The 22,522-nt window shown below is 41.0% G+C and carries 26 protein-coding genes and 1 other RNA gene; 12 read left to right on the top strand and 15 right to left on the bottom strand.

What is annotated here, in order from left to right; genetic code table 11:
* The first annotated feature begins 19 nt into the window (after positions 1–19).
* The 4 genes from panD to FY557_RS01305 all read left to right on the top strand — a co-directional run bounded on the left by panD (position 20) and on the right by FY557_RS01305 (position 2,775).
* Complete coding sequence (panD, locus tag FY557_RS01320) at positions 20–370, top strand: aspartate 1-decarboxylase (RefSeq protein ID WP_149245494.1); 351 nt, start codon at positions 20–22, stop codon at positions 368–370.
* A gap of 4 nt (positions 371–374) precedes the next feature.
* Complete coding sequence (locus FY557_RS01315; protein ID WP_149245493.1) at positions 375–1,403, top strand: lysylphosphatidylglycerol synthase transmembrane domain-containing protein; 1,029 nt, start codon at positions 375–377, stop codon at positions 1,401–1,403.
* Between the two features lie 122 nt (positions 1,404–1,525).
* On the top strand, positions 1,526–2,101 hold the full coding sequence (locus FY557_RS01310; RefSeq protein ID WP_149245647.1) for a TerD family protein: 576 nt from the start codon (positions 1,526–1,528) through the stop codon (positions 2,099–2,101).
* 2 nt (positions 2,102–2,103) lie between these two features.
* Positions 2,104–2,775, top strand: a complete 672-nt coding sequence (locus tag FY557_RS01305) for a TerD family protein (RefSeq protein ID WP_149245492.1) — start codon at positions 2,104–2,106, stop codon at positions 2,773–2,775.
* A gap of 88 nt (positions 2,776–2,863) precedes the next feature.
* Here FY557_RS01305 and FY557_RS01300 read toward each other — a convergent pair whose 3' ends face one another.
* The 7 genes from FY557_RS01300 to FY557_RS01270 all read right to left on the bottom strand — a co-directional run bounded on the left by FY557_RS01300 (position 2,864) and on the right by FY557_RS01270 (position 9,175).
* On the bottom strand, positions 2,864–3,385 hold the full coding sequence (locus FY557_RS01300; protein WP_149245491.1) for a 3'-5' exoribonuclease: 522 nt from the start codon (positions 3,383–3,385) through the stop codon (positions 2,864–2,866).
* A 70-nt stretch (positions 3,386–3,455) separates the two neighbouring features.
* Positions 3,456–4,655, bottom strand: coding sequence for a tyrosine--tRNA ligase (gene tyrS, locus FY557_RS01295; RefSeq protein WP_149245490.1), 1,200 nt, complete (start codon positions 4,653–4,655; stop codon positions 3,456–3,458).
* Between the two features lie 211 nt (positions 4,656–4,866).
* On the bottom strand, positions 4,867–5,490 hold the full coding sequence (locus FY557_RS01290) for a hypothetical protein (protein ID WP_149245489.1): 624 nt from the start codon (positions 5,488–5,490) through the stop codon (positions 4,867–4,869).
* Positions 5,491–5,626: 136 nt separating this feature from the next.
* Positions 5,627–6,010: a tetratricopeptide repeat protein gene (locus FY557_RS01285; RefSeq protein ID WP_149245488.1), complete on the bottom strand. Its 384-nt coding sequence runs from the start codon at positions 6,008–6,010 to the stop codon at positions 5,627–5,629.
* A 26-nt stretch (positions 6,011–6,036) separates the two neighbouring features.
* Complete coding sequence (locus FY557_RS01280; RefSeq protein ID WP_149245487.1) at positions 6,037–6,528, bottom strand: GNAT family N-acetyltransferase; 492 nt, start codon at positions 6,526–6,528, stop codon at positions 6,037–6,039.
* A 293-nt stretch (positions 6,529–6,821) separates the two neighbouring features.
* Positions 6,822–7,082 (bottom strand): hypothetical protein, encoded by a 261-nt coding sequence (locus FY557_RS01275; protein WP_149245486.1) that lies wholly within the window; start codon positions 7,080–7,082, stop codon positions 6,822–6,824.
* A 59-nt stretch (positions 7,083–7,141) separates the two neighbouring features.
* Positions 7,142–9,175: a M3 family metallopeptidase gene (locus FY557_RS01270; RefSeq protein WP_149245485.1), complete on the bottom strand. Its 2,034-nt coding sequence runs from the start codon at positions 9,173–9,175 to the stop codon at positions 7,142–7,144.
* A gap of 211 nt (positions 9,176–9,386) precedes the next feature.
* Between FY557_RS01270 and FY557_RS01265 the strand changes: the two genes are divergently transcribed.
* Positions 9,387–9,920 carry an SRPBCC family protein gene (locus FY557_RS01265; protein WP_228451664.1) on the top strand — a complete coding sequence of 178 codons (534 nt, stop codon included), beginning with the start codon at positions 9,387–9,389 and terminating at the stop codon, positions 9,918–9,920.
* 33 nt (positions 9,921–9,953) lie between these two features.
* Here FY557_RS01265 and FY557_RS01260 read toward each other — a convergent pair whose 3' ends face one another.
* The gene (locus tag FY557_RS01260; RefSeq protein WP_149245484.1) at positions 9,954–10,328 is read right to left on the bottom strand and encodes a DUF805 domain-containing protein; all 375 of its coding nucleotides are present in this window, start codon (positions 10,326–10,328) and stop codon (positions 9,954–9,956) included.
* A gap of 137 nt (positions 10,329–10,465) precedes the next feature.
* Between FY557_RS01260 and FY557_RS01255 the strand changes: the two genes are divergently transcribed.
* The 4 genes from FY557_RS01255 (at position 10,466) to rimM (ending at position 12,844) form a co-directional block, all read left to right on the top strand.
* Positions 10,466–10,915 (top strand): hypothetical protein, encoded by a 450-nt coding sequence (locus FY557_RS01255; protein ID WP_149245483.1) that lies wholly within the window; start codon positions 10,466–10,468, stop codon positions 10,913–10,915.
* Between the two features lie 104 nt (positions 10,916–11,019).
* Entirely contained in the window at positions 11,020–11,532 is a 513-nt protein-coding gene (locus tag FY557_RS01250) for a nitroreductase (protein ID WP_149245482.1), read from the top strand.
* A 202-nt stretch (positions 11,533–11,734) separates the two neighbouring features.
* On the top strand, positions 11,735–12,289 hold the full coding sequence (locus tag FY557_RS01245) for a 30S ribosomal protein S16 (RefSeq protein WP_149245481.1): 555 nt from the start codon (positions 11,735–11,737) through the stop codon (positions 12,287–12,289).
* Between the two features lie 12 nt (positions 12,290–12,301).
* A complete protein-coding gene (gene rimM / locus FY557_RS01240) occupies positions 12,302–12,844 on the top strand; it encodes a ribosome maturation factor RimM (protein ID WP_149245480.1) in 543 nt (180 codons plus the stop codon).
* A 24-nt stretch (positions 12,845–12,868) separates the two neighbouring features.
* Here the strand turns inward: rimM and FY557_RS01235 are convergent, their stop codons facing one another.
* Positions 12,869–13,093, bottom strand: coding sequence for a hypothetical protein (locus FY557_RS01235; RefSeq protein ID WP_185151623.1), 225 nt, complete (start codon positions 13,091–13,093; stop codon positions 12,869–12,871).
* 182 nt (positions 13,094–13,275) lie between these two features.
* Between FY557_RS01235 and asnS the strand changes: the two genes are divergently transcribed.
* The gene (asnS, locus tag FY557_RS01230) at positions 13,276–14,724 is read left to right on the top strand and encodes an asparagine--tRNA ligase (protein ID WP_149245479.1); all 1,449 of its coding nucleotides are present in this window, start codon (positions 13,276–13,278) and stop codon (positions 14,722–14,724) included.
* 777 nt (positions 14,725–15,501) lie between these two features.
* The gene (gene rpoN, locus FY557_RS01225; protein ID WP_149245478.1) at positions 15,502–16,965 is read left to right on the top strand and encodes an RNA polymerase factor sigma-54; all 1,464 of its coding nucleotides are present in this window, start codon (positions 15,502–15,504) and stop codon (positions 16,963–16,965) included.
* A 58-nt stretch (positions 16,966–17,023) separates the two neighbouring features.
* Here rpoN and FY557_RS01220 read toward each other — a convergent pair whose 3' ends face one another.
* The 3 genes from FY557_RS01220 to FY557_RS01210 are packed head-to-tail and all read right to left on the bottom strand — an operon-like array spanning position 17,024 to position 19,865.
* Entirely contained in the window at positions 17,024–18,646 is a 1,623-nt protein-coding gene (locus FY557_RS01220) for an AMP-binding protein (RefSeq protein WP_149245477.1), read from the bottom strand.
* Positions 18,647–18,706: 60 nt separating this feature from the next.
* Positions 18,707–19,381 (bottom strand): beta-carotene 15,15'-monooxygenase, encoded by a 675-nt coding sequence (locus FY557_RS01215; protein ID WP_149245476.1) that lies wholly within the window; start codon positions 19,379–19,381, stop codon positions 18,707–18,709.
* Positions 19,374–19,865, bottom strand: a complete 492-nt coding sequence (locus tag FY557_RS01210) for an RNA polymerase sigma factor (RefSeq protein ID WP_072954385.1) — start codon at positions 19,863–19,865, stop codon at positions 19,374–19,376. Before FY557_RS01210 ends, FY557_RS01215 begins: the two co-directional genes overlap by 8 nt.
* A gap of 155 nt (positions 19,866–20,020) precedes the next feature.
* On the opposite strand from FY557_RS01210, the gene rnpB reads away from it, so the two are divergent.
* Positions 20,021–20,344, top strand: an RNA gene (gene rnpB / locus FY557_RS01205) — RNase P RNA component class A.
* Positions 20,345–20,395: 51 nt separating this feature from the next.
* Here rnpB and FY557_RS01200 read toward each other — a convergent pair.
* The 3 genes from FY557_RS01200 to FY557_RS01190 form a co-directional block, all read right to left on the bottom strand.
* Positions 20,396–20,956, bottom strand: coding sequence for a hypothetical protein (locus FY557_RS01200; RefSeq protein ID WP_149245475.1), 561 nt, complete (start codon positions 20,954–20,956; stop codon positions 20,396–20,398).
* Between the two features lie 84 nt (positions 20,957–21,040).
* Positions 21,041–21,418: a hypothetical protein gene (locus FY557_RS01195; RefSeq protein ID WP_149245474.1), complete on the bottom strand. Its 378-nt coding sequence runs from the start codon at positions 21,416–21,418 to the stop codon at positions 21,041–21,043.
* A 148-nt stretch (positions 21,419–21,566) separates the two neighbouring features.
* Positions 21,567–22,436 (bottom strand): PPK2 family polyphosphate kinase, encoded by an 870-nt coding sequence (locus tag FY557_RS01190; RefSeq protein ID WP_149245473.1) that lies wholly within the window; start codon positions 22,434–22,436, stop codon positions 21,567–21,569.
* Positions 22,437–22,522 lie beyond the last annotated feature (86 nt).

The following is a 22,522-nucleotide window of genomic DNA, read 5'->3' as shown; positions in this document are numbered from 1 at the left end:
TTATTAATAAATTTGCACCATGTTAATAGAAGTTTTTAAGTCTAAAATTCACAGGGTGAGAGTTACGGCTTCTGACCTTAATTATATTGGGAGCATTACCATCGATGAAGAGCTTATTGAAGCAGCAGGACTGGTAGTGGGAGAAAGGGTTTATATTGTAAATGTAAACAACGGTGAACGTTTTGATACGTACGTCATCAAAGGGAAAAGAAAGTCGGGTGAAGTTTGCCTCAACGGGCCCGCCGCAAGGAAAGTACAGAGGGATGACATCATTATTATCATTGCCTATGCACAGATGACCCATGAAGAAGCGCAGGTTTTCCAGCCGAAAATTGTGTTTCCGGATGAAAAAACCAACCTTTTGACTTAACGGGATGGATAAAAAATCAAAAAAGCCTTTAAAAACAATCCTTACCATTGTAATATCGCTTGCTTTTGCGGGCTTTTTTTTATGGTTCGCTCTAAAAGGGCTGGATTTTAAGGTAATTCAGAAATCTTTGGCGAAAGCAAATTACTGGTGGGTCCTGTTTGCGGCCTGTTTCGGGATTGCAGCTTACTGGTTCAGAGCCATCCGCTGGAACCTGATGCTGGAGCCGATGGGACACCGTATTTCAGATTCCAACGCGCTATGGTCGATCTCTTTTGGGTATTTAATGAACCTTACCATCCCCAGAAGTGGGGAAGTAGCGAGGGCCACCGCCCTGTATGGAGTGGAAAAAGTCCCGGTAGACCAGTCTTTCGGAACGATTATCCTGGAAAGGATAGTGGATCTGGTGTGCATGGTTGTTTTTTTAGGCCTTACTCTGGTATTTAAGGGGGAAGTGATTTATTCTTTTTACAAAAATTCGGGAATAGATTTTAATCCGGATAAAATTTTAATAATTCTGGGGATTTTAATCGCCGGAGCGGTATTGTTTTTTGTATTTAGGAAAAGACTGGCCCACGTTCCTGTTTTAGATAAAATCATCCGGTTTATTGACGGCGTTTTAGAAGGGCTGACTTCCGTATTTAAATTAAAACAAAAAGGAAAATTCATCCTTTATACCATAGGCATCTGGGTTTCTTATTATTTTGCAGCGTACCTGGTTTGCTTTGCACTGCCTGAAACTTCGGATTTTACTTTTGATAACGGTTTCCTGATCCTGGTCGTAGGAACTTTCGGGATGATCATTCCGGCAAGCGGCGGAATCGGTGCTTTTAACTTGGCGATGAAATACGGATTCATGGCGTTATTCATTTCCATGGGAAGAAGCGGCGAATTGGGCAGCGAAGTAGGATTAACCTATTCTTTTATCTCATTGCCGCTGCAGATTGTAATTATGCTGGTAATGGGGCTTATTTCCATCCCGATGCTCGCCAAAGCAAGAAACCGGCTGACCGGAAATACAGTATCTGAATCATAACAAAACATAGATAATTCTGAATCCGGCGTACTGCCGGATTTTTTTTGCCTTAAATTTTATGCACATTTCATTTGGAAAATTGCCGGATGAGTGCTAAATTAGAGGGAACAACACATCATATTATGGCAATTAATTTACAGAAAGGTCAGCGGATCGAATTAGGATTTACCAAAATGACCATTGGCCTTGGCTGGGACCCGAATGAGGGGATGGGATATGACTTCGACCTGGATGCTTCGGCAATTATGATTGGTTCCGACCGGAAGCTGATCGGTGAAGAATATTTCGTTTTCTATAACAACCTGAATTCTCCCGATGGTGCCCTTACCCATACCGGTGATGATCCGAGTGGGAAAAACAGCGACGGTGATGATGATGAAGCTATTATTCTGGATCTTGAAAAAGTAGACCCGCGGGTAGAGGAAATCCTTTTTGTAGTAACGATCGAAGATTTTGAAAGGAGAAAGCAGAACTTCGGGCAGGTAAGGAATTCATACATCCGGATTATCGATAACCTGACGCATCAGGAGATTGCAAAATACGAGCTGGATGAAGATTTCTCCATAGAAACGGGAATCGAATTCGGAAGATTGTACAAACGCGGCGGAAGCTGGAAATTTGAGGCTTCGGGAATCGGCTACAGGGCGGATCTCGGATTTTTTCTTGAAAAATATTATAAAGGACAAATCATCAAATAATTATGGCGATCAATTTGCAAAAAGGACAGACCATCAATCTCCGTAAAAGCGAGCGCGGAGACGAAGTGTACGATCTTTCATCTGTAACCATCGGTCTGGGCTGGGATGTAAAGAAATGCGGAGGGTTCTTCAACCGTTTGTTGGGGATTAACAGCGGACCGGAATATGATCTGGACGCCATCGCTTTCCTTCTCGATCATAACGGAAAGGTGGCCAATATGGGGAAAACCTGCCCCGCAGGCAATGGAAAAGAAATCGTTTTATACAAAGGCGACGTTATTTATTTCAACTCCATGCGCCATCCGAGCGGAAAGATCTGGCTGACCGGCGATAACAGGACCGGTGCAGGAGATGGCGACGACGAACAGATTATTGTAAAATTAGACGAACTCGACGAACGCTACCAGAAGATTCTGTTTGTGGTGTCAATCTACCAGGGACTCACCCACCGGCAGCATTTCGGGATGATCGAAAATGCTTTTATCCGCGCAGTGGATGCGAAAGGGAAAGAAATTACCAAATTCAGTCTTTCCGGTGACGACAGCATGAAAGGCATGTGCTCCATGGTTTTTGCTGAAGCCTACCGCCACAACGGCGACTGGAAATTCCGCGCCATTGGGGAGCCGCACCGGACGGATAATTTTATCGATGTGCTGGTGCCATATACGTATTAGCGGATAGCTCTTGGGGCTGGCTCTATATGCATAAATAATTTTAATCTTCGCGTTTCAGTACTTAGGAGTGCAAGATCTGCGTGCGTATTTACTTTAGCCCGATTTTCAGGCCCATTTCATTTTTCATATGCAATAAAACTTCTGCATTTCCCCGGGCATCATCTACGGGATGATGGGTATGCTCGGTTCTTCTTAAATGCTTCCATTGGGCAAACGTATCTTTTTCCAGTCCGCAATACAGATCGGCCAGTCTTCTGGATGAAAACCCGAATGGGTTCCGTCCGATAAAATGATGGAAATACCAGCAGATGAACATCCAGTCGAAACCGTTGTTATCGCTGATGAAAATCGGCCTTCCTTTGGAATTTTCCTTAATCCAGCCTTCAAATTCCAGCATCACCTCTTTCGGATCATCGAAATTTAAAGTTTCTTCTCTTGCAAATCCTGAAACCGCCAGCGCATCAGGATTAAAATTTTCAGAAATTGGCTTTAATTTTCCGTAAAAGGTCCTGTCCAGATGTTCATCCACCAGGACCGCTCCGAAACAGACCATCGAAAAATCTCCTGGAATCGGCCCGTCCGATTCGATATCAACCACAATATAGCTCATGTTCTGTGTTTTTAAATCTATTTTTTAACCTGACGAATATATCAAAAAATTGTATGTGAAAATCCGGGATTTATAAAAGTTCAAAAAAACTTCTTTTTCCGATTTTGATTTTTGTTCCTTCCCGCAATTCGATTTCTTCCTGAGGATCCGTCTTGATAACAGTATCGATTTTTACACCTCCGTTTTCGATCAGTCTTCGGACAAAAGATTTGCTTTCCTTGTCTTTCAGCCGATGGCATAATTCCACCAGGCTTATTGTGTTCTGGGCTGGAAAAAGGGAATCGATGAAGACCGGCTCAAAAGCCTTTTCTTCGGGATTTTTATTCTGAAACTGGCTCTTGAAAAACCGGTCGGCATTCTCTGCTGCTTCCGGATGATGGTATTGCTGCACAATATTTCCGGCAATGAGCTTCTTGATATTCATTGGATTTTCCCCGTTGCTGATCCTCTGTTTCAGTTCTTCTTTTTCGTCATGAGAAAAGTCGGTGGTTAGATCAATAAACTCATCGATTAAAGAATCGGGAATGGACATGGTTTTTCCGAACATCTCATTCGGTTCGTCGGTTAAGCCGATGATGTTGTTCAGCGATTTGCTCATCTTCTCCGTTCCGTCCAGCCCTTTCAGCAGCGGCATGCACATCACGGTTTGCGGCGGTTTCCCGTGGCTTTCCTGCAGCTGCCTTCCCATCGTGCAGTTGAAAAGCTGATCGGTTCCGCCCATTTCGATATCGCAGCCGATCTGCACAGAATCGAATCCCTGTAGAATAGGGTATACGAGTTCGTGCATGGCAATCGGGGTATTTCCGGCAAACCTTTTACTGAAATCGTTACGGTGCATCAGCTGAGCAACGGTGACTTTAGACATCAGCTGAATGATGTCGGAAAATGGCAATGCATCCAGCCATTCTGAATTAAAAACAATTTTTGTTTTCTCAACGTCGATCACTTTGGAAAGCTGGCTGATGTAGGTTTCCGCATTATGCCGGACTTCCTCAGCGGTCAAAGGCCGGCGGGCCTTGTTTTTCCCGGTTGGATCTCCTATTCTTGCCGTAAAGCTTCCGACCACGATCACGACCTGATGGCCTAGTTCCTGAAACTGTTTCAGCTTTTTCAATACGACGGCGTGCCCAAGATGCAGATCCGGAGCGGTGGGATCGAAGCCCAATTTGATGATAAGCTTCCTGTTTTCTCTTTCAGCCTGTGCTAATTTTTCTTCCAGACCGTTTTCGGGCAGAATGATTTCTGCGTTTTCCTTTAATGTACTGATCATTTTTCCTGAATTTTAAACATGAAAACCCGGACGAATGGTCCGGGTTCCTTATTATTTTAGTTGAATTTTTTACTGAAATAAATTTACAGAAGCTTTCCCGAACCATAGGCCGGGTAATAATAATTGCTGAAAAAAGGCAATCGCAAGATGTTGTTGAGTTGCTTCATTGCTGCAAATATAGAAGTTTTTATTAATTCTGTAAAAAAAATATTCAGTCTAAATAAGTTAGCATTAAAATATTTCCTTTGTAAAACTTGGTGCTATCGTAGAGTTCGGAAAAATGGTGATGTATTTCCGGTGATGGGAGTTCATCTGCTTTTCTCTCCTGAATCGCTGCTTCGGCAATTGAGTAAAGGTCTTTATGGCTGGATTTAAGGTAGTCGAAATGAAAGTTGGTCTGGCTGTTTTCATTGGCCAAACCTGAAAAAAAGATTCCGTAGACCACGAACCGGTTAAATGCTCCGGCATCCGCTTTGTAGCCGAGGCTGCTCCGGAAATATTTTTCATAACCGGACAGCATCTGCTGAAATTCCTGCACTTCCAAAGAACCCGGAATTTCATAAAAAACATCTATGCCATGAGTAAACAGCCGGTTTTTCAATTCTTCCGGATCGAAATGGCACGCGGTATTAAACCATTTGAAAAGATCCTGCAGTTCCTCTTTTGAAAGATGGTCGATATGATCCAGTGCTTTCTTCTTGATCAGTTCCAGGCTTGTCTTCTTATCATCCTTTAAGAAGGGGAGCACCTGCGCTTCTTCACGGCAGAGTTTGTTGTACAAATTGATTTTTGCCACAACCGGATTGGTCTTAATGAAATAGAGTTTTTCTGCCATATTGTTATGTGATGCCTTGTTTTTCAGCTAATTCATTACTAAGATAATGAAAAAAACAGATGTAATGACTGGCTTTCACAATTTCGCAGCTTTTTTAAGAGTTTTCAACCAGAAAAGAATTTTTTAAAGTGAATGATTATTGAGACTGCGGATCGAAATACGCTTTGAAAGTCAGCGGATCTTCCGAATAATGTTCCGCTGTTTCAAGATACTCATGATATTCCTCAGGGTGCATTTCCATATAGACCATGATGATGGCCAGATTGATAAAAAGGTTTTTATCGATTGATCCAAGCTGTAATGCGTGCTGTAAATAATCCAATGCTTTTTCGTTTTCCCCCATATCCGAATATACCGCCCCAATATTTATCAAAGCGGCGGTATTCTCAGGTTCTGCCGATAAAATATCGTCCAGTTCCTGGATCAGCAGATCGTTGATCTCATCCCAGTGGTCTTCATTTTCCCATCGTTTGGCCTGAAGTTTTTTTACGTTTTCCAGTCTTTGGTTTATCGTGTTCATGATTTAAATTATAAAATATAAACGGCTCAATTTAAAAGTTTCTCCATCTTGATATCTGCCCGCTCATACAGACCCGGTTCGAGCGGGATTTCCCGGAACCCGTATTTTTTGTAGAGATGTATGGCAGACTGTAATTTCGTATTGGAATACAGAATCAGTTTTTCGATGGACTGTTCTTCTGCAAACCGGATGCAGTATTCAAGTAAAGCGGTTCCGATGCCATGGCCCTGTGCTTTTCCGGAGACGGCCATTTTACCGAGTTCGAAAACAGAGCCCGATTTTTTCAGTAGGGAAGCAGTACCTACGATTTCACCATTAAGTTTTGCGTAAAAGATAAATCCGCCCTTATTTATTATTTCCTTTCCCGGATCGGATAATGAAATGCGGTCGCCTTCTTCGATGCGGAAATATTTTTCCAGCCATTCATAATTAAGTATTCTTATATGAACGTGAAGATCATCGGAAAAGGGGATGATTTCAATGGTGTTACGCTTTTCATAAAAGTTTATATTTTCCATCGTTTGATCTGAAGTTTTAATTTATTTTCTTTTTTTCTGAAAAGATCGAACATATTGATTTAGTTTTTATGATTTTTATTAAAATAGAAATTCGGATAAAAGAGGTATTTAAATAATTCAAAAACTCTGATATCTTCGTTTAAAATCAGCCCCGCTATCATATTCTGCGGGATTCACAAAAGTGATAACTCCGATATCGGAATTTGTTTTTTGTTTTAAATCATGTAAATAAATTTCAGCCAGCGCAATCGTACCGTCAATTGTCAGGCTGAATATGGTTCTGTTATCATCCGTTATATTGGCGCCAACCAGATTCTATCAGGATTATCAACATATTGGCCCCAATAAAATGTTTGATTTACATGATCCGTATCCACAAAATAATCAATCATTTCTTTATTGCTTTCAAAGCCTTTCTCACTATCCGGTCTGTAGGTGTAATCTAAATTTAACGGCTCATGTTTCGGCAAGTACAAATTTAAAAGATTAAATATTTTTTCGGATGATTTTCCGTCAAAATACACCTGGCAGACAATATCTCTGATAAATTCCATAATTCAAATTTAAAATAAAAAACCATTAAGCTGATTTACTTAATGGTTTAAAAATATTTTTATCCAAACGCCCTCTTCAGCAGGCTCTCCACTTTCGGCTCGCTTCCGCGGAAGCTTTTGTACAGTTCCATCGGATCTTTGGTGCCGCCGGAGGATAGCAGAACTTTATATTTGGCGGCAATTTCCGGGTTGAAGATTCCGTTTTCCTTGAAATACTGGAAGGCATCGGCATCCAGGACTTCCGCCCATTTGTAAGAATAATATCCTGCAGAATAACCGCCCTGGAAAATATGGGAGAAGCTCGGGCTCATCGCCGTTTCGGGATTGGCAGGATAGAGTTGGGTCGCTTTCGTATATTCATCTTCAAACTCTTTTATGCTTTTACGCTCCAGATCTCCGACTTTCGTATGGTAATTCATATCCAGTAATCCGAAACCAAGCTGCCTCAGCGTCTGATAGCCTTCCATGAAGTTTTTCGACTGGGAAATTTTTTCTATTTTTTCATCCGGTAAAACTTCCCCGGTTTTATAATGTTTGGCAAACGTTTTCAGGAATTCCGGCTCATAGCAGAAATTTTCCAGAAACTGCGACGGCAATTCCACAAAATCCCATTTTACCGAAGTTCCGGAAAGAGTAGGGTATTGCGTATCGGCCAGCATCCCGTGGAGCGCATGCCCGAATTCATGAAACAGCGTGGTTACTTCCTGGAAAGTCAGCAGGCTTGGCGTATCCTTTGTGGGTTTGCTGAAATTGCAGACGATCGAGATATGCGGACGCAAATTTTCACCGCCTTTCCGGTACTGGTTTTTATAGCTCGTCATCCAGGCGCCGGCTCTTTTGCCTTTTCGAGGGAAATAGTCTACATACAGCAATCCTTTAAAGGCTTCCGGTTTCTGGCTTTCCGTTTCCCGGACTTCATATACCTTTACTTCTTCATGATATTTCGGAATGTCGTTTCTTTCGCTGAAAGTCAGTCCGAAAAGCTGTTCTGCCAAACCGAAGACGGCATCCTGAACCTGATGTAACGGGAAGTAAGGTTTCAGTTCTTCGTCATTTAAATCATATTTCGCTTTACGGAGCTTTTCCGCATAAAAAGCGTGGTCATACGCCTGCATGTCATCAACCCCGTCGGCTTTTGCCAATGCTTTTAACTCTTCGATTTCTTTGGCTGCATAAGGTTGTGCTTTGGTTAAAAGTTCATTCAGGAAATCGATTACTTTTGCCGGAGATTTGGCCATTCGCTCCTCCAACACATATTCTGCATAGTTCTCATAACCTAAAAGTTCTGCTTTCTGTTGTTTCAGTGAAAGCAGTTCTTTAATTAAATTCTGATTGTCGAACTCGCCGCCGTCAAAAGATTTTTTACCGTTGGCCAATGCCAGTTCCTTTCTCAGCGACCGGTTTTCCGCATACGTCATGAATGGGATATAGCTCGGATACTGAAGCGTTACCACCCAGCCTTCCAGGTTTTTTTCTTTTGCTTCTTCGGCATATTGTTCCAGGATCGCTTCCGGAATTCCTGCCAGGTCTTCCTTATTGGTAATGTGCCTGAAATAATGATTCGTCGAAGCCAGCACATTTTGCCCGAACTGGAGCGACTTTAAAGATAAATCCATATTGATTTTCTTTAGTTTTTCTTTGTCTTCCTCATTCAGCAGGGCACCGCTTCTTACAAAACCTTTGTAAGTTTCGTTTAAAAGCATCTGCTGTTCTCCGTTGAGGTTGTATTTTTCCTTTTCGTCGTATACTTTTTTAATCTTATTGAATAAAGCTTCGTTCTGGGAAATTTTTGAAGAATATTCTGTCAGGATCGGGGAAACTTCCTGGGCGATTTTCTGCAGCTCATCGCTGGTTTCTGCGGAATTCAGATTGAAGAATATGCTGGAAACCACATCCAGCTGCTCTCCCGAATAAGCCAGTGCCTCAATTACATTTTCAAAAGTAGGTACTTCCGGATTGTTGACAATGGCATCAATTTCTTCTTCCGACTTTTTAATCAGTTCTTTAAAAGCAGGAAGGTAATCTTCATTGTTAAGCTGATCGAAGGGTGCCGAATGATATGGAGTATTGAATTTTTCTGTTAAGATCTTCATTTCTGATAATTTTTAATTCCTGTAAATGTAACGATTCTGCCGAACCGACAGCGAAAATGCTCAAAAATAGTGCCTGACCGGGATGATGTGACAAAATTGACGGGATTGCATAATCTTGTCATATGCAAAGCCGTAACGTGCAGGAATTGATTACATTTGACAGCATCCGGATCAAATTCTTCTAAAAATTAACTTATAAAATACTGTAACTATGAAAACCATCTTAAAAATTATCGGTACTGTTATTCTTCTCATTGTCTTATACGCCGTCATTGCCATGCTGGCTTTCGGTAAAAATTATCATTATGAAAAATCGATGGTCATCAATGCACCTCAGAAGAAAGTCTGGCAGCAGATCAGTTCGATGAAAGCGTTCAATCAATGGAATCCGTGGATGAAACTGGATCCCGGAATGAAGCTTGTGTATTCGGGAATGACGGGACAGGTCGGAGATAAATACTGCTGGGAAAGCAAAGATGACGATGCAGGAGCGGGCTGCCAGGAAATCAAAGAACTGGTTCCGTACCAAAGGCAAAAAACGGAAATGATTTTTAAAAAACCGTTTGAAGGACAGGCAATGTCCGAAATGATCCTTTCCCCGGAAGGAAATGCGACGAAGGTAACCTGGACCATGGATACCGAGCAGGATGCCATGATGAAGATCCTGAGGCCGATGATGGATTACCAGATGGGAAAATCCTACGAAGAAGGTCTCAGTAATCTGAAAGAATTAGCTGAAAAATAAAACGAAAGCCTTGTCCGCAGACAAGGCTTTTTATTAAGCTTCTTTTTTACCGATTTCATTAATCGAATTGTAATTTCCCTGGCCTTTCGGATTCGGTCCGTATTCATTGGGCCCGTTTTCGCTGTCTGCAAACAGCATCCACAGCCCATAGAAAGGAATCAGCTGAAACCATCCGGAATTGCCGCGGTCGTGGCATCTTTTAGCGCCCTGCGCCAGCATAAACCATAAGAAAGGAATAAGCAGGATAAAGAAGATCACCAGTACGGTTCCTGAAGGCCCGCCGTAAGAATTTTCAGACATTCTTAAATAAATATTGAAAGGAAGGGCGAATACAAGGTAAATAAGATAAGACAATCCGTACTCCAGTCTTCTGATTCTTCCATCAAAGGAAAATGGTGCTTTAAACATGATTTTAGTTTTATAATTAAGGCTGTAAATGTAGAAATAATTTTTAAAAATCGAAAAAATAAATCAAACTGTTATTTTATGTTAAGCTGAATAGAGATTATTTAAAAAATATTATCTTTATATTAAAGATTCGATACATGGAGAAGATAGTATTTGAGAAAAATAACATAAGAAATTATGTAAAAGACGTGATTGCCGGAAAAATTGAGAAGCTGAAAAATTTTATGGAGTTTACTCTTGAAGCAAGCCGCGAAATAAAAAAGACCCCGAAATATGACAGCATAAGAGAGGAAATGCAGGAAGAAATCTATCAGATGCAGCGTCAGCTGGGTGCTTTGCATGACCTTAGGAGAAATATGGCCAAGGTCCTGAACAATTCTACCGATAGGGTGCAGCTGGGTTCGCTGGTGATCACCAATAAAGCCCGGTTTTATATTTCGGTATCTTTAGGGGAATTTTTCTTTGAAGGCGACCGGTTCTATGCCATTTCCTCGGAAAGCCCGATGGCCAAAAAAATGATGGGCATGAAGCCCGGCGATGAATTTACTTTGAATAAAATCCATCAGAAGATTGTAGAGGTTTTGTAATAGCTTATGGCTTCCGGCACTCATCTTCCGGCATCATCATCCAGCAAAACATTAAACTTCCTTCATCCCGTTTCGGGCTTCCATCTTTTTTGTAATTTTGTTGCATGAATAAAGCAGAAGTTTTAAAAGAAATCATAGAGCAAAGAAGAAGTATTTTCCCGAAAGATTATACGGATACAGAAATTCCTCAGGAAATCCTGGATGAGATTTTACATTCGGCGACTCTGGCTCCCAATCATAAAAGAACCAAACCTTGGCGTTTCAAAACCTTCAAAGGAGAAGAAAAGGCTAAGCTTGCCACTGAAATGCAGGCCATCTACAAGGCTACCCAGCCTGAACAAGTATTCTTAGAGAAAAAGTACAACGATATTGGCTTCAAAATCAATAAAGCGGATGCTGTGGTTTCCATTGTGGTGAATTTCAGCGGGATGGTTCCGGAGTGGGAAGAAATTGCCGCAGTATCGATGGCTGTCCAGAATATGTACCTTACCTGCACCGCTAACGGAATCGGCTGTTACTGGAGCTCCCCGAAGCTGGTAGACCACCTTAAAGAATCCCTTACCATTGAAGAAAACCAGAAATGCCTGGGATTGTTCTACTTAGGAAACCTGGAATAAAATAGCCCTGATCGAGCGGCCTGTCTGAGCTCTTTTTCTTTGCAGAAGAAAAAAGCGAGTAGTGAGAGCAGGTTCCCGGCTCATTAAAGAAATAGCCTAATGTGTAAAACTTTTTACCTGGGTGTTTTTACTTTGAACTTTTTTATTATCTTTGCACTCTTAAATATTTAACTGGGACGAGTTCCCGTAAAATTCAAACATTATGTCAGTAAAAATCAGATTACAAAGACACGGATCTAAAGGAAGACCTTTTTTCCACATCGTGGTTGCCGATTCCAGAGCTAGAAGAGATGGTAAATTCATCGAGAAATTAGGAACATACAACCCAATTACAAACCCTGCAACTATCGATTTGAACGTTGATTCTGCTGTAAAGTGGTTAAACAACGGTGCTCAGCCAACTGATACTGCAAGAGCTATTCTTTCTTACAAAGGGGCCCTTTACAAAAAACACTTACAAGGTGGGGTAGCTAAAGGAGCTTTTGACGAAGCTGAAGCTGAAAAAAGATTTGCTGCGTGGGTAGAAGCTAAAGATGCTAAAGTACAAGGTAAAGTAGAAGGTTTGGCAACGGCTAAATCTGATGCTAAGAAAGCGGCTTTGGATGCTGAAACTAAAGTAAACGAAGCAAGAGTTGCTGCTGCTGCACAAGCTGAAGCCGATGCTAAAGCTGCTGAAGAAGCTGCAAACGCACCTGCTGAAGAAACTGCGGAAGGAGAAGCTGCTGCTGAATCTACAGAAGAAAACACTGAAGCTTAAGAAAAATCCGGTATGCGTAAAGAAGATTGCTATTTGTTAGGAAAAATCACACGCAGACACGGACTTGCGGGAAACGTTATCCTTAAACTGGATACCGACCAACCCGAGCTTTACAATAAACTGGAATCAATATTCGTTGAAATCAACGGACTATTGGTTCCTTTTTTTATTGCCAAATCCTCATGGAGCAAGCTGGATGCCCTGAATATTGCTTTCAAAAATTCCACGGAAGCGCTCGTAGACCAGTCTTTAGGAAAAGACGTTTATCTGCCGTTATCCACATTGCCGAAATTATCCGGCAAGCAGTTTTATTATCACGAAATCATCGGATTTACCATTTTCGATGAAAACGACAACGACTGTGGCGTGATCCGGTCCGTAAACGATCAGACGGCGCAGGTATATTTCGTTACGAATCTTGAAGGAAAAGAAGTCGTCATCCCGATGATCAAAGACTGGATCCTTGAAGTGGACCGTGACGAACGCTTCATCAAAATGCAGCTTCCTGAAGGGCTCATCGATGTTTTTCTGGTACCTTCCAAGAAAGACGAATAACTTTTGGCCTTAAAAGCCATAGGCTTATCTTAATTTCTCTCCCAGATTTTCAATCTGTTCATACATTTTATTGAAAAATATTTTCCGGTCCCGGTTTCCGGAAGTATTCATCGATTTTGAGTTTTTAATCTGATGCTCAAAATAATTCTGCGTTTCGCAGCAGGTTTTTTCATCATCAATCAAAATATACCCAAGCATACTGGCGGAATTGGCGAATTCTACCATAAGTAATAAGGTAAAGTCTGTCATTATTCAATAACAAAAGTATGACCAGCTTTATGGAACGTATGGTATTTTAATTATATGGAATATCCCGTTCCTGTAATAAATTTTTCACACAAGAAAATTAAACCATCAGAAGTATTTAAGTCTTAAAACGTTTTTTGTACCTTTGCGAACGTTAATTTTTACACAAAAATTTTAATCAACAAATGAAAAAGCAGACCATTAAGGAAATCCTACAGGATTACAAGAAAGTATTACATCATGACATCACGGTTTACGGCTGGGTAAGAACCTTCCGTGCGAATCGCTTCATTGCGCTTAATGATGGTTCTACGATTAATAATTTGCAGATTGTTGTTGATTTCGAAAATTTTGACGAAGAGATTATTAATAAAATCAGTACGGCAGCTTCTCTAAAGATTGTAGGTGAAGTGGTGGAAAGCCAGGGAGCAGGACAGGCCGTTGAAATCGTCGCAAAGAAAATTACCATTTTAGGGGATAACTTTACGGAAGAAAGAGACAAAACCATTCTTCAGCCAAAAAAACATTCACTGGAAACACTAAGGGACCAGGCCCACCTGAGGTTCAGGACGAATTTATTCGGAGCGGTTTTCAGAGTGCGTCATGCGGTGAGCTTTGCCGTACATTCGTTCTTCAATCAGAACCAGTTTTTTTACATCAATACACCGGTTATTACCGGGGCTGATGCCGAAGGTGCGGGTGAAATGTTCGGGGTAACGAACTTTGATCTGAACGCCATCCCGAGAGATGAGCAGGGCGATATCGATTTTTCCCAGGATTTCTTCGGAAGAAAAACAAACCTTACCGTTTCCGGACAGCTGGAAGGCGAAACGGCAGCCATGGGATTGGGTAGAATCTATACCTTCGGACCGACGTTCCGTGCGGAGAACTCCAATACAACAAGACACCTTGCTGAATTCTGGATGATCGAGCCGGAAGTGGCTTTCAATAACCTGGAAGACAACATCGACCTGGCAGAAGATTTCCTGAAATACGTGATCCAGTATGTGCTGGATAACTGCAAAGACGATCTTGATTTCTTAGACAAGCGCTTTGCGGAAGAGCAGAAGTCCAAGCCTGAAAAGGAAAGAGCGAAAGAAGGATTGATCGAAAAGCTTGAAAATGTAGTGGCTAAAAGATTCAAGAGGGTTTCTTATACCGAGGCAATCGAAATCTTATTAAACTCAAAAGAAAATAAAAAAGGAAAATTCCAGTACCCGGTTGAGAATTGGGGAGCCGATCTTCAGTCTGAGCACGAAAGATACCTGGTAGAGAAACATTTTGAAAGCCCGGTAGTGCTTTTCGACTATCCGAAAGAGATCAAGGCATTCTACATGAAGCTGAATGACGACAACAAGACCGTTGCGGCGATGGATGTGCTTTTCCCTGGGATCGGCGAGATCATCGGAGGCTCCGAGCGGGAAGCCAGGTTGGATGTGTTGAAGCAGAAAATGGCCGAAATGCACGTTGACGAACATGAGCTTTGGTGGTATTTGGATACCCGTAAATTCGGTTCCGTGCCACATGCCGGTTTTGGATTAGGACTGGAAAGACTAGTGCTTTTTGTAACGGGAATGACGAATATCCGGGATGTAATTCCTTTCCCGAGAACACCGAAGAGTGCCGAATTCTAAAAAGCAAGCTTAAACCATATCAAATCCTTCTGGAAAACCGGAAGGATTTTTTATTAACTTTACTAAAAATTGACAAATGAGCACCATTACGTTCCATACGAAAAAATGAAAACCTGCTCAATCTTCCGAAGCCCTTCTGAAAGAATTAAACATCAGTTTGATATCAATAAAGAGGCAAGTCTTACGGAATGGAACAGAAAAAATGCTGGAAGGTATTGGGCAGGCATACCGCGGAGATTTTTACTGAGGATGAAGTTAAAGAAAGGCTGGATAAATGTTTCAAATAAAATGGACCAGAAAAGTGCTGAATTCTTTTGCCGATACTTTAATGTATTGGAATGTTCATGATCCTTCGGAAAAATATTCGAAAAATTAAGAAAGGAGCGGAAGCTGATCTCTGAAAATCCGGACATGAGTTTTATTTCTGAGAAAGCGTATGATTTATCTTAATTGATAAAATTTTTCAATTTATTACGGGCTCACTAAAGATGCAGTAGAAATTCCCGCTTTATAGGACAATCGGCGAAATCCTAAAAATCTGGATTTTTAAAGATCAGACTTTACTTTTTCCCCCGATTTCCCCCATTTTTTTATTCCTGTCGTAATTTTAGATATAAATGCAAAAAAGCCCTGACCATCATGCTTCAGGGCTTTTTCTGTTTATTTTAAATAGCTTATTATGTGGCATTGAATACAAAAATCGTGCTAAAACTTATTTTTGTCAAAATATTTTATTAAATTCGTAGAATATGTTATGTTAAAACACCATCCAGTAATATGCTAAAACAACACTTACAACTTAAATTAGGGCAAAAGCTGGCACCCCAGCAAATCCAGCTGATGAAGCTGATCCAGCTTCACACTTTGGAATTTGAGGAGGAACTTGAGAGAGAATTAGAAGAAAACCCGGCATTGGAAATTGCAAAAGAAGATTCTAAGGAAGATGAATATGCTACTCTTGAAGATTCATATGAGACCGAAGGAACTGAAAGTATTGAAACGGATTTCGATGTAGACCAGTATCTCTATGACGACGAACCAAGCTATAAAACCGCGTCCAGCAATTATTCTTCAGACGATGAGGAATTCGATAACGAAAGCCTTTTAACGGAAGGACAGTCGTTGTATGATTATCTGCTGGAGCAGATCCACCTGGTAAACATCAGCGAAGAGGACGAAAAAATTGCAGAATATATTATCGGGAATCTTGATACTGATGGTTATTTAAGAAGAGAAATCAAATCGCTTGTTGACGACCTGGCGTTTTCACAGGGAATTTATACGACCAAGGAAAATGTAGAGGATATTCTTGAAAATTATGTGCAGAAACTGGATCCGCCGGGCGTGGGAGCAAGAGGACTTCAGGAATGTCTTTTGCTGCAGATCGAGAAAAAAGTGAGTTCCGATAAAGCTGTTTCCCTGGCTGCCAATATTCTGAGGCATCAGTTTGATGCTTTAACCAATAAGCATTATAATAAAATCATTCAGAAATACGACATTGAGGAAGAAGACCTGCGTGATGCTTTGGATGAAATTTCAAAATTATCACCGAAAGTCGGCGGAAACTTCGATACCCAGACCATTACCATCAATCAGGAGATTATCCCGGATTTTGTGATTCAGGTAAAAGACGGACAGGTAATCCCGATGCTGAACAGCAAAAATGCTCCGACCTTAAGAGTGTCGGAGGAATATAAAGATATTTTATCAACGTATTCACATGATAAAAATTCTTCAGAGCACAAACAGGCGGCTTTATTCATCAAGCAAAAGCTGGATGCTGCCAAGTGGTACATCGATGCGATTAACCAACGTCAGAATACTTTATTGCAGACCATCACTGCGATTGTAAAATTCCAGAAAGATTATTTCCTTACCGGTGACGAAAAATCATTGAGGCCGATGATCTTAAAAGATGTAGCCGATATTACCGGTTTCGATATTTCAACGATTTCAAGGGTAGTTAAAAGCAAGTACGCCGATACACCGAATGGAATCATTTATCTGAAAGACCTGTTCTCGGACAGTCTGACGAATGATGACGGTGAGGAGGTTTCCACAAAAGAAATCAAGACCCATCTTCAGGAAGTCATCAGCAAGGAAAATAAAAGAAAACCGCTTACCGATGATGCTTTGGTGGTCATCTTAAAAGAGCAGGGCTACAACATTGCCCGAAGAACCATTGCCAAGTACCGCGAGCAGCTGAACATTCCGGTTGCCAGATTAAGAAAAGAACTTTAAGTATAACAAAAAAGCATTTCAATCTGAAATGCTTTTTTGTCTTTTGATAAACGCTATATTAAGCTTTTATGTTTTCCAGCCCCAGTTCTTTTATCGAAACTTCCCGCATTTCCACTTTCCGGATTTTTCCGGAGATGGTCATCGGGAATTCATCCACAAATTTCCAGTATTTCGGAATTTTGTAATGGGCAATTTTTCCGTTGCAGTATTGTAAAAGTTCTTCTTCAGTTACTTCAAAGCCTTTTCTCACTTTTACCCAGGCCATGACGTCTTCTCCGAATTTTTCACTCGGCACACCGATGATCTGGACATCTAAAATATTCGGATAGGCATACAGGAAATCCTCAATTTCTTTCGGTAAAATATTCTCTCCGCCACGTATGATGAGGTCTTTTATTCTTCCGGAAATGGTAATATATCCTTCCTCATCCATTACCGCCAGGTCTCCGGTATGCATCCATCGCCCGTCGTCGATGACTTTCCCGGTATTCTCAGGATCTTTCCAGTATTTCAGCATAACTGAATATCCCCGTGTGCAGAGCTCCCCGTCTTCTCCACGCTTTACGATCTTTCCATCCTTATCAATGATCTTTATTTCCAGATGATTCTGAACTGTTCCTACAGTGTTTACCTGTTTTTCAAAAGGTGTTCCGATCAGTGTCTGGGTAGATACCGGTGACGTTTCCGTCATTCCGTAGCAGATGCTCATTTCTTTAATATTCATCAGGCTTTCTACCTTTTTCATAATTTCCGGCGGGCAGACGGAGCCGGCCATCACACCGGTCCTTAAATTTGAAAAATCGAAAGTATCGAAATTTTTCACTGCCAGTTCGGCAATAAACATTGTAGGAACCCCATATAAAGACGTGCATTTTTCATCTGAAACAGCTTGTAGTGTGATTTCAGGATCAAAGCTGTCATTAGGGATTATCATACAGGCGCCGTGAGTCGTACAGCAGATATTGCCGATCACCATGCCGAAGCAATGGTAAAACGGAACCGGAATGCAAACCCTGTCTTTTTCGCTGTATTTGAGACGGATACCTATAAAATACCCGTTGTTTAAAATGTTATGGTGGGAAAGCGTCACGCCTTTCGGAAAACCTGTCGTTCCGGAGGTGTACTGAATATTTACCGGATCGTCAAATTGTACATATTCTTCAAAACTATGCAGGGTATCGTCGGAAATTTCCTGTCCGGTATTCAGGAAGTCTTCCCAGTTGTCATCAAAGAAAATTTCTGATTTCAGGGTAGTGCAGAATTCGCGGGCATCCGCGATCATTTTTTTATAATCGCTGGATTTAAAGGTCAGCGAAGAAAACAGATGGGAGATCTCCGATTGGTTAATCACAAAAATCAGTTCACTGGTTCTGTAAGCCGGATTGATATTGACTAAAATAACCCCGATTCTGGCGGTGGCGTATTGCAGCAGGACCCATTCATACCGGTTGGCTGACCAGATTCCGATACGGTCGCCGGCTTTGGCTCCGAGAAAAATTAAAGCTTTGGCTACTGCCGTCGTCTGATTATAGAATTCCTGATACGTAGCGCGGTAATCCTGATGTACACAGACCAATGCTTCGTGATCCGGGAATTTTTCAACGGTGCGTTTAAAATTATTTCCGATGGTTTCACCTAATAAAGGAATATCGGAAGCCCCGTGAACATAAGATAATTGCATAGAATGAAAGATTTGGTGAAATAAAATTAGCAATAAAATCTTATATTCCTGCTTTACCTTCTAAATTTCCTGCGAATCGATCTCTCTGAGCTGGGTTAGGTTACGGTCGAGCTTTTTTATGATAATCCCGTATACAACTCTGTAGTAAAGCCATACCATCAGTACTGTAAAGACTGTGCTGATCACTGTTCCGGCAATAAAACCAGCCAGCGTGGAATTGGTGATCTCTATATTCTGGGTGTTCAGGATGTAAACGATGAATACCGTAAAAATAGAAGTAAACGTAACCAATAAGGCAATATTGATTAAAATAAAGGCATTAACCGTTCTTTTAAACTGTATAATTTTAAGAATGAATTTTTTCAGGTTTTCTTCCACCTTAATGCCTCTGTAATTCAGGTAAAACCGGTAGACAAAATAAGCCGTCACCAGAAGGCTTAATATTTTCAGAACAAGATAGATATTATCGAATGTAAGTTCCAGTTCAGGGGTTTTCTGTACCCCAAGCCTGTCAAGAATATTAAGAAACGAATTCGCTTCTTTTCCCTGTATAATGTAAAACAGCCCGATCAGGGTAAAGAACAGGAATTCCGCTGCACTGATCCAGAAAATATATTTCACATAATTCCGTGACTTTCTGTTGAGCATCTGAAGAATTTCATTGCTGCCGTATTTCTGCTGAACAGGTTGCTCCTGCCACGTTTTCTTAAAACTGTCTAGATCGAATTCAGGCATATTTCTCCATCTGTTCTTTAAGGGTTTTCTTTAATCTGTTCATTTTCACACGCGCATTCACTTCGGTGATCCCGAGGTTTTCTGCAATATCCTTGTAAGGCAGATCATCAAGGTACATCATCACGATTGCCCGCTCTACGTTAGGCAAGGTCTTGATCACAGTATACAAAAGTGATACCTGCTGCTGCTTTTCATCATCATCTTCGATAAAATCAGCGTGATTGATGTCCAGTTCATTGGTAGGCAGGCTTTTGCTTTTTTTTCTGAAAAGGGTAATGGCTGTGTTCAGGGCCACCCGGTACATCCATGTAGAAATCTTTGAATTTCCTTTAAAAGAATCGTAGCTTCGCCACAGCTGTAAAACAATTTCCTGGAAAAGATCTTCTTCATCCTCCAAGGAATTGGTATAGAGCCGCGAAACCTTGATAATCAGGCCCTGATTATCCTTGATAAGCTGTGCAAATTCTTTTTCCTTTGAAGCCAATGCAGATGTTATAAATGGTTTCACGAAGATAATAATAATGTAGGAATTGTTGAAGGTTATGAATTATAAATTATGAATGGTAAGATTTAGTGAAAATTTACAGGATCCATAACTTATAACTTTCAACTCATAACTAATTTGTATCTTTGCAGCCACGAGAAAATCGGCCTGTTGATTCTTATTTCGGTAAGGGTAGGAAAGTCCGGACACCGTAGAGCAGCAAAGCGGATAACATCCGTCACCCGCGAGGGTAGGACCAGTGCAACAGAAAGAATGTACAGTTCGGCTGTAGTGAAACCAGGTAAACTCTTTGTGGTGCAATGATAAGTATATCGGTTCTTTTCAGCAATGAAAATAGGGGCGGCTCGCTCTGAAAGCCGAGGGGTAATCAGCTCAAGTGGTGCAGCAATGTACCACGCAGATAAATAACAGGCACTTCTTTAGAAGTACAAAATCCGGCTTATAGATTTTCTCGTGATTTATCTGAAATTTCAGGTAAAAAAAGCGGAGAACAGTCTCCGCTTTTTTTATCAGTAAATATTAAAGTAAGTTACAGGTTGCGGTCCCGATGTAATGGTAAACCATTCTGCAAATACTCCGGAAGTGGAACCCGTTTGTGACGGATTTACCGTAATATTTGCAGTACCCGCTACAGCAGGATCCCCAACTTCGAAATAATCGTACATATTTCCCGAGGAAATATCCTGAAGCTGGAAAATAAAGCCAGCCCATTGATTATTGGGTACCATAACAGAAGTAATAAAAGGATCATTATAACTATAGGTTCCTGAATTTGCGGGATTGGTATAATCACTCACATACCAGGTATCGATATCCATAATATTGCCCAAGCCGCTGGACGTGTCAAAACTTCCATACTTGTGATAAATACCGGAAGGCATCGTAAAGGTTCCGTAGCCGGCATTGGGTGCGGCAAACATAACAAGAGGATTGCCGGCAACCGGTCTTGAGGTGAAAAACCGCCCTACGGCATCAAAATGCGTATTGAAATTGTTCATAACAAACACTGAGCTTTGTGAATAGCAGAAAGCTCCTAAGGATAACAGCAGAGCCGATATTGTTTTTTTCATAAAAATTGTTTTAAATCGAGTAAAGGTTAAAGATTAAATAAGCATAAGCAGCTTTAGTTAACTATTTCATGCTTTAAAACAGGTTTAATGCTGAGACTTTAATTTACCTGCGATTTCGCTGTTTTTCTGTTGGTAAATTTTGGTAGCCCAGACAATAATGGCACTCATATCCCCATTGGTCTGTTTTATCAGCTGTGCTTCCGAAATACCTGTTGAAAGGACCAGATCTTTACAGGCAGGCAGGAGCAAGGCTTTTCTGCGGTCACTCAATTCAGCGGTTTTACTTTTTCTTTCTTCTTCGTTAGGACGGTTCTGCGGCTCTCCCAGGCTTCTGAAAGCTCTGTCATAAGCCTGCATTTCCGGCGTTTTCATACTTTCGGCCGTGTTGATGAGCGTATTCTCATTAGAACAGGAAGAGAAACCTAAAACAATAAAAACGGATAGTAATAATTGCTTTTTCATAATTAAAATTCAATGATTGGTTGGTTAAATTTAATTTCTCATAAATATAATCAATTATTCAATACATAATTAATTTTTTTCACCAAATGGTGTATTTTATGAAATGCAATTATTTAAATGTTGTTTTATTCCTTAAAATGATAAGCGGTTACTCGCTTTCCAGAATTCTTTTTGATTCTTCCAGGCCTTGTTTTTCTTCTTCCGAGAGCTCAGGATATTTCAGATTCATCTTTTCCAGGGTATCAATAATAATCTGGATCGCTGCAATCCGGGCAAACCATTTATTATCTGCAGGAAGTACATACCATGGTGCATTGTCTTTGGCAGTTTCATTGATCGCGGTCTCATAGCATTCCATATATTGATCGAAAAGAGCACGCTCCGGAAGGTCCGCAGAAGAAAATTTCCAGTTTTTATCAGGCTCATTTATACGGTCCAGAAGTCGCTTTTTCTGTTCGTCTTTGGATACATGAAGGAAGATTTTTATGATGGTCGTTCCGTTTTGTGCCAGGTGCTTCTCAAAATTCCTGATGCTTTCATACCGGTTTTCCCAGAATTTACCATCAAAATCTTCCACGGATTTCCAGGTTTTTTCGTTTAAATTATATTCGGGATGCACTTTGCAGACAAGTACGCTTTCATAATGCGAACGGTTAAAAATCCCAATCATTCCTTTTGGGGGAAGCGCAAGATAATGTCTCCATAAAAAATCATGGGAGTATTCTCTGGAGCTAGGGGTCTTAAAACTTGTCACGTTGCAGCCTTGCGGATTCACCCCACCGAATACATGTTCGATCATGCTGTCTTTCCCTGCTGCATCCATTGCCTGAAGCACGACGAGAAGCGATTGACTTCCATCCGAATATAACCGTTCCTGCAGTTCACGAAGCTTTTCCTTTTCCCGAATCAGCAACTGGGCACCTTCTTCTTTGGTCAGTTTCCCTTTATATGCCGTTGCTGTTTTTTTTATTGAAAATTTCCCTTTGATTAAAAAGTCATCTGAAAAATTGGTATTCATATTTTATTTAAAGATTAATGTGTACTGGAAATCATGCCAAAAGGCTGGAAGAGGGAAGCTGGATGCCGGAAGTTCTTCTCTCCATA

Origin of the sequence: Chryseobacterium sp. SN22 (assembly GCF_008329705.1) — a bacterium.
GTDB lineage: Bacteria > Bacteroidota > Bacteroidia > Flavobacteriales > Weeksellaceae > Chryseobacterium.
Note: the sequence above shows the minus strand (reverse complement) of the source record. Positions and strands in the feature narration are given on the sequence as shown.